Origin of the sequence: Photobacterium jeanii (assembly GCF_001650345.1) — a bacterium.
Classification (GTDB): domain Bacteria; phylum Pseudomonadota; class Gammaproteobacteria; order Enterobacterales; family Vibrionaceae; genus Photobacterium; species Photobacterium jeanii.
The window spans coordinates 1,092,449-1,098,727 of sequence record NZ_LVHF01000033.1 but is presented as its reverse complement, the minus strand read 5'-3'; the positions used below and the strand labels follow the sequence as shown (position 1 = coordinate 1,098,727).

The following is a 6,279-nucleotide window of genomic DNA, read 5'->3' as shown; positions in this document are numbered from 1 at the left end:
GTACATTTTTGGTACGAATAGGCTTGTGTGTTTACGGTGGTCTGTTTAGTTTTGGGGCGGGCAACTTATGGCAGGCGTTAAGTCTCAAAGAAAGTAACCTTATGAATATTGAGTACTTTAAAAAGTTTGAAAACGAGCTTAATTCAGGATTGAAAAAGCAGGTAGCCAATTCGGTTCAGTTGTTTATTAATTCGTTTAAAGACGAATACGAAATACGAGCTTGGGTGTGGGAATATCTGCCGAAGCTAGAGAAGAATACTCATTGTTGTATTCGACATGAACTCTTTATAAACCTTGTTTACCCTACTCTAAAGAAAGGATTCGATGTAGGGCATTATGATTCGACACTATGGCTTGGAAAGTTAGCTCAAAACATATATCAAACGAAAGGTGCTTTTGAAGAGCTTGGTTCATTAGCTGAAATGGATTTTTACCGTAAGTGCTTCGAGTTAGATTCCAACCGTATTGAAGGCAAAGAGCTCTTACTCAGTTGTCTCCTAGATTGGTTCTCATTTTGTGAGCATGAATGGCCAGCAGGCATTCTTTATGGTAACAACGGAGCAACTGTTGAACAGTGTTTTGAAATTAGGCAAGAAGCTGAGTTTGCACGTTCATTGACGGTAAATGAAAACGAACAAGCTTTTATTGTTCAATTTTTAATTAAGCTTGATCAGTACGAAAGAGACTTAACAAGGCAATCAAGGTGATGCCTTACACACGGCGGTTTTGGTACGGAGTTTGGTGTGTTTTGTTGGTTCAGTGGGGCACACCTTATTGCAGGTGTTATGCCGATGAAAACTCTTTTACTTTCCATCAGAAGTTTGAGTTGTCAGACAGCCTATAGATTTTTAATTCGTAAACCCTTACACCAATTTTAACTTCATGTGACTATTCCAGCATGTTTAATTAGTGACAAGGTGTGTTATGAGTTGGCAATATGCGCAAGCAACAGGTGAGCTATATTTTAATGGTGAATTTGTTGCTACAGGGTATTCGGGTAAGGCTGAAGATACAAATAAACCAAAAATGCAGCACATGAAAAACTTAGGGCCAATTCCTAGAGGTGAGTATAAAATTCATGAGCCAAGACGAAGCCCTAGAACTGGTCCATATGTATTGCCGCTATCACCTGTTGGGCACGGAGCTTGGAACCGAACAGATTTCCAAATTCATGGTGATTCAATTAAAAATTCAGGCACAGCATCAAGTGGCTGTATAATTCCACCTAGAAATATCTGTAAAAAGATTTGGGGTAGTGGTGAACGCAAACTTATAGTTATTGAGAAATTTGATTAAAATGAAATTTATATCTGGCTTTTTCTTGGCTTTTTCTTCTTTGTCTTTCGCAGTTAGTCCAAAATGTGATGCTCCAACATCTTGGGCTCCTAGCATGGCTTATGTTTATTTAACAAATCATAATGTAATTAAGAAAGACGAAGTTGATCATAGCAAGACAGTAGTTAATCGAATGGCTTCTGAAAAAATCGGAAATGATATTTATCGTCAAATACACCATGTCAGTTTTAAACTTAAAACAGGGAAAGTTGTTGAGGTAATAACTTCGAATGATGCATCCTCAGAGGAATGTTCACAGGGGACAGTGGATGTATTCTTGATTAGCACCACGTATAGCGATCATTCGGCATAACAAAGCCATCAAAACGACCACAAACACTCGGTATTTTAGGTGTCGGGTGTTTTTGTGATTATGGTGGTTAGGTTTGGCATATCGTCTTAGTTTGTGGCGTATTATGGCAGGCGTTATGTTTTTGTCTGAGCATCGAAAAGGAGCGGAAGATGGATCATTTGCAGAGAAATTCTGAGTTTGATGAAAACAATCAAATTCTTCTTGGTATTAATATTGTTGTTATATCTGCGATTCTAAATTTGTTTTGTGATCTAATTCTTTACTATGGACCGTCTGATGGTGCTGTTATTTCTGATATGTATAGGCTGATACCTGCCTTAGGGGAAACTAGTGATCTAAGAGTAAAGGTCGGTGCAGGACTTAGTGTTGTTCTTGTTAGTTGCTGGTTCTTTGCTCTTCCTGCTTTGTGCTGTTTAATGGCTCCTTTCAAAAGATTACGTTTTATAGCTTTAATATCATATACCGTCTTTATTGGTACATGTGTAGCCTTTCATTCAAGTTTCGGTTTTCTGGCAATATTTGGTAATTTAGTATCTTCAGGTGACCTTGAATTAAAAGCTGCGATTAGCCAAGTTAATGATTTTAGTATTTTTATACAAATACCAATGTTTTTAAGCTTAATTGTATTTTCTCTTATCTTTGGTTTTATCGCTTTTTCTCAAGCTACTAATTTACCAAAATGGAGTGTTATATTGTCCCCAATTATTGGTTGTACAGCTCTTCCATTTCTAGCATCGCTAATGCCATCCCCTTTTGGTGCAGCAGTGGCAATAATAGCATCAACATTTGGTTTGCTGATTTTTTTCACATATATTCGTTGGTGCTTTTTAAATCAACGATACCGATAAATAAACATAACAAAGCAATCAAGGTGACCCGTTACACTCGGCATTTTTGGTATGGAGTCCGGTGTGCTTTGCTAGTTTGGCGTGGGGCACCTTATCGCAGGAGTTAGGCTAAACACTTTACAACCATTTCCCTTTCCTCAAGTAAGTCCCTTTTGTGATTTGAAGTACAAAAATGCATGGAGTTTTATATTTAGCTTTAGTTATATGCTCACTGTAAGTTATTGTTGTGTAATCAATATGTCTAACAATATAGAACAAGGAAATCAAAGATGAAGAAATTGTTGTTGCCTACACTACTACTAATTACACCTGTCGCTTCAGCTGAGGTTAGTGTATTGGATGAGCTAAAATCAACCCCCCTTACCTCTTATGAGGCAGGGCGAAATCAATTGGCAACATTTGTAGCAGCCGTAAACTTATTTACTAAGATCGAAGGTAAGAAGCAAGAGTTTGCGTTTAATCTTTTGGAAGATGAGTCAAGTTTGGGTCTTGGGATTTCAGGTTTTAGGCCTGTAAGAAAAGTAACCAAGGATGAATGTAATTCACTGTTTACTAAATTAGGATCTTTGGATGTGGTTTCAGATCTACCAACGTTAATTTGGCCGGATCTTTCCCCTGAACAGGCCAAATCAATTCAAAGTGAACTATTTATTCAAGCCAAAATTATTGCGAAAGAGAATCATGAATTCTCTGTTAGTTGCAAAAAATCACTGTCGGAAATTTAGCCTAACAAATTGCTTAAGAGTGACAGCTAACCTTTGACATTTTTGGTTCGATTGGCTTCAGTGTTTACGTGGCTTTGCTTGAGTTCAGTGGTGGGTTAGCTGCACCTTAGCAAGGCGTTACCTCGCGAATTAAGAAGGTTGGGGCGGTCGGCTCCGCTATTGTTGTGAGTTGGTCAGTTCCAGAAAGATTTGTTTGCATTAAGAGTTGCTCACCGTAAGTCGCGGTATTGAGTTTTTCGCATGCCAAGTTCAACAATGTCTGTGGCTGTCACTGATGCAAGTCTGCACCTGTCGCCCTAAATGTTGTTGTTCGTGTTAAAAGGCTTTTTCGGGTAGGGCTACAAACGTTAGTCGCTCCCCGTTCGAGGTTTTCTGTAGCAGAAGTCGTTAATCATTCTCTGGTATCCGCGTTTAGCGATGAGGTCGGTGCGTTGGCATACTTGTGGTTACATTTTGGTGGTTGCCGAACCAAATTGTTTTGTGGGTGTTGCCCGCGGCTCAACTTGGCTGTGATCAATGTTTTACTTGGTCGAAAGTTCCAGCCCTAATATTGTCGATAGCCGCTATTTTGTTAGTAAGAACGCAGTAGTCTCGGTGATTATAGTTTTCTTTGTCTGCGCTGAGTTCAAGTTTTGCCTCTCAGGTTTGTTGTAAGAGCGAGCTGCACCGCATCATGGCAGGCAAGCTGCTTTGGCNCCTCTCAGGTTTGTTGTAAGAGCGAGCTGCACCGCATCATGGCAGGCAAGCTGCTTTGGCACTCTTACGCGAGCGGGTAACAAAGCCATTAAAACGACCCTCAACGCTTGGCATTCTAGGTATGAATTGGCGTTAGTGTTTGCGGTGGTTAATTACATATTGTCGTAATACGTTGTGGCGTATTATGGCAGGCGTTACATGCTAAAGGATTATCATGAGACAAATCTATATAGTAACTTTGATATTAATAATGTTGACACCATCATCAGCATACGCCAATGGTGGTTCTCCAGTATTATTATTTATTAGCTTCAGTGTATTCATGGTTGGACAGGTTTGGATATTACTTGCTGAAAGTGTGTTTCTATCTAGAATATCAGATTTGGATTTAAGAAAAGCATTTAGGTTTGTGTTTTCAGCAAATGTTGTTTCTACAATCATTGTTGGTTTAGGTTTTCCAATTTTTCTTATTTTTATCTTAGTGTTGCTATCAGCATTTGTACCAGGAGATTATCTAAATTATATTGCTTCATCCGGTATCTATACTTTTGATATGCCAAATAACGGTATGAAATCTATATTCTTATCATTATTTTGGTTCTCAATTACATATCTATTAACAGTTTGTTGTGAAAGGGTATTTTACAGAGGCTATTGGTATGAGATTGGTTTTAAACCAAAATTTAGTCTTAATAAATTTGTTTGGCGGGCAAACCTGGTAAGTTACTCAGGCTTATTTTTGATTTTTATTTTTATGTGGGGAAATGAATTACGCATGTAACAAGGCAATCAAGGTGATGCGTTACACTCGGTGGTTTTGGTTTGGAGTTCGGTGCGTTTGGTTGGTTCTGTGGGGCACACCTTATCGCAGGCGTTACCTCGCGAATTTAGAAGGTTGGGGCGGTCGGCTCCGCAGTTGCTGTGAGTAGGTCAATTCCAGAAACATTTGTCTGCATTAAGAGTTGCTTATCGCAAGTCGCGGTGTTGAGTTACTCGCATGCCAAGTTCAACAATGTCTGTGGCTGTCATTAATGCAAGTCTGCACTTGTCGCCCTAAATGTTGTTGTTCGTGTTAAAAGGCTTTTTCGGGTAGGGCTACAAAAGTTAGTCGCTCCCCGTTCGTGGTTTTTGTAGCAGAAGTCGTCAATTATTCGCTGGTATCCGCGTTTTAGAATGCAGGCGGTGCGTTGCCACACCAGCGGTTACATTTTGGTGGTTGCCGAACCAAATTGTTTTGTGGGTGTTGCCCGCGGCTTAACTTGGGCTGTGGTCAATGTTTTGCTTTGTCGAAAGTTCCAGCCTTAACTTTATCGACAGCCGCTATTTTGTTTGTAAGCACACAGTAGTTTCGGTGGTTATAGTTTTCTTTGTTAGCGTTGAGTTCTAGGTTTGTCACTCAAGTTTGTTGTAAGAGCAAGCTTCATCGCATCATGGCAGGCAAGCTGCTTTGGCACTTATACGCGAGCGGGTAACAAAGCCATTAAAACGACCCTCAACGCTTGGCATTCTAGGTATGAGTTGGCTTTAGTGTTTACGGTGGTTAATTAAATCTTGTCGTAATGCGTTGTTGGCGTTTTATGGCAGGTCGTTAGGCTCCTTTAGAGGTTCGATACATGAGTAGCTGTGTTAGGTTTTGTTCTTTGCTTTTATTACTCTTTTTAAATTCTGTTAGTGCCGCTCCAGTCGGTGACAATAATGTTTTTAAAACAGAAGGAAGTAAAGAACAATGTGATTCAATAGAAACAGAATTGGAAAATATACCTCAGAGGTTGTTAGGAAAAGGTTCATCGAAGAATATATTTGTCGGCGAAAACAGGCTTAGGTACAACCCTGATGATTATTATCTTTGGGTTGAGTCTTATGATTTTAATAATAATTCAACTGAAGATTTGATTGTTATTGATTGGCAACCTAGAGCTAGCGATGTATATTACCTGGCATTTTACAATATTCCTGATAAAGGTTATGTGTATACTGATAATCAAAAACTGAGAAAGTTATTGCGTAGCACTCATCTTCAACCTAGGCACGAATTTGGTCTTAAGCCTATTTTTCCAGAGTATTTTGATGTTGAATTTCCAGATGGGAAAATAGAAAGTGAATATTTTAGTGGTTATCATGAAATCAAACCGATGCTATATAACAATGATGTTTACATAGTAGCCGAAAAAAATGTAGGTGATATTTCGAGACGTTTGATCTTTAAACGTCAGTATTCATCAGAGAATGTCAGCCTTATCTGTATATTTTAGATCTGGAGCCTAACAAAGCAATCAAGGTGACCCGTTACACTCGGCGGTTTTGGTATGAGGTTCGGTGCGCTTTGTTAGTTAAGTGTGGGGCACCTTATTGCAGGCGTTAA

7 protein-coding genes are annotated in these 6,279 nt (G+C 39.2%); all 7 read left to right on the top strand.

Going from position 1 to position 6,279, the window contains the following annotated elements; genetic code table 11:
- On the top strand, window positions 1-707 hold a 707-nt coding region (locus A3K86_RS22905; RefSeq protein WP_232322047.1), incomplete at its 5' end, for a hypothetical protein.
- Between the two features lie 217 nt (window positions 708-924).
- The gene (locus A3K86_RS22385) at window positions 925-1,296 is read left to right on the top strand and encodes a tlde1 domain-containing protein (protein ID WP_068336961.1); all 372 of its coding nucleotides are present in this window, start codon (window positions 925-927) and stop codon (window positions 1,294-1,296) included.
- 1 nt (window position 1,297) lies between these two features.
- A complete protein-coding gene (locus A3K86_RS22380; RefSeq protein ID WP_068336957.1) occupies window positions 1,298-1,648 on the top strand; it encodes a hypothetical protein in 351 nt (116 codons plus the stop codon).
- A 149-nt stretch (window positions 1,649-1,797) separates the two neighbouring features.
- The gene (locus tag A3K86_RS22375) at window positions 1,798-2,496 is read left to right on the top strand and encodes a DUF6796 family protein (RefSeq protein ID WP_068336955.1); all 699 of its coding nucleotides are present in this window, start codon (window positions 1,798-1,800) and stop codon (window positions 2,494-2,496) included.
- A 269-nt stretch (window positions 2,497-2,765) separates the two neighbouring features.
- Window positions 2,766-3,221 (top strand): hypothetical protein, encoded by a 456-nt coding sequence (locus A3K86_RS22370; protein ID WP_068336952.1) that lies wholly within the window; start codon window positions 2,766-2,768, stop codon window positions 3,219-3,221.
- Between the two features lie 910 nt (window positions 3,222-4,131).
- Window positions 4,132-4,698, top strand: coding sequence for a hypothetical protein (locus A3K86_RS22365; RefSeq protein WP_068336949.1), 567 nt, complete (start codon window positions 4,132-4,134; stop codon window positions 4,696-4,698).
- Between the two features lie 832 nt (window positions 4,699-5,530).
- Complete coding sequence (locus A3K86_RS22360) at window positions 5,531-6,169, top strand: hypothetical protein (RefSeq protein WP_107270273.1); 639 nt, start codon at window positions 5,531-5,533, stop codon at window positions 6,167-6,169.
- The last annotated feature ends 110 nt before the right edge of the window (window positions 6,170-6,279 follow it).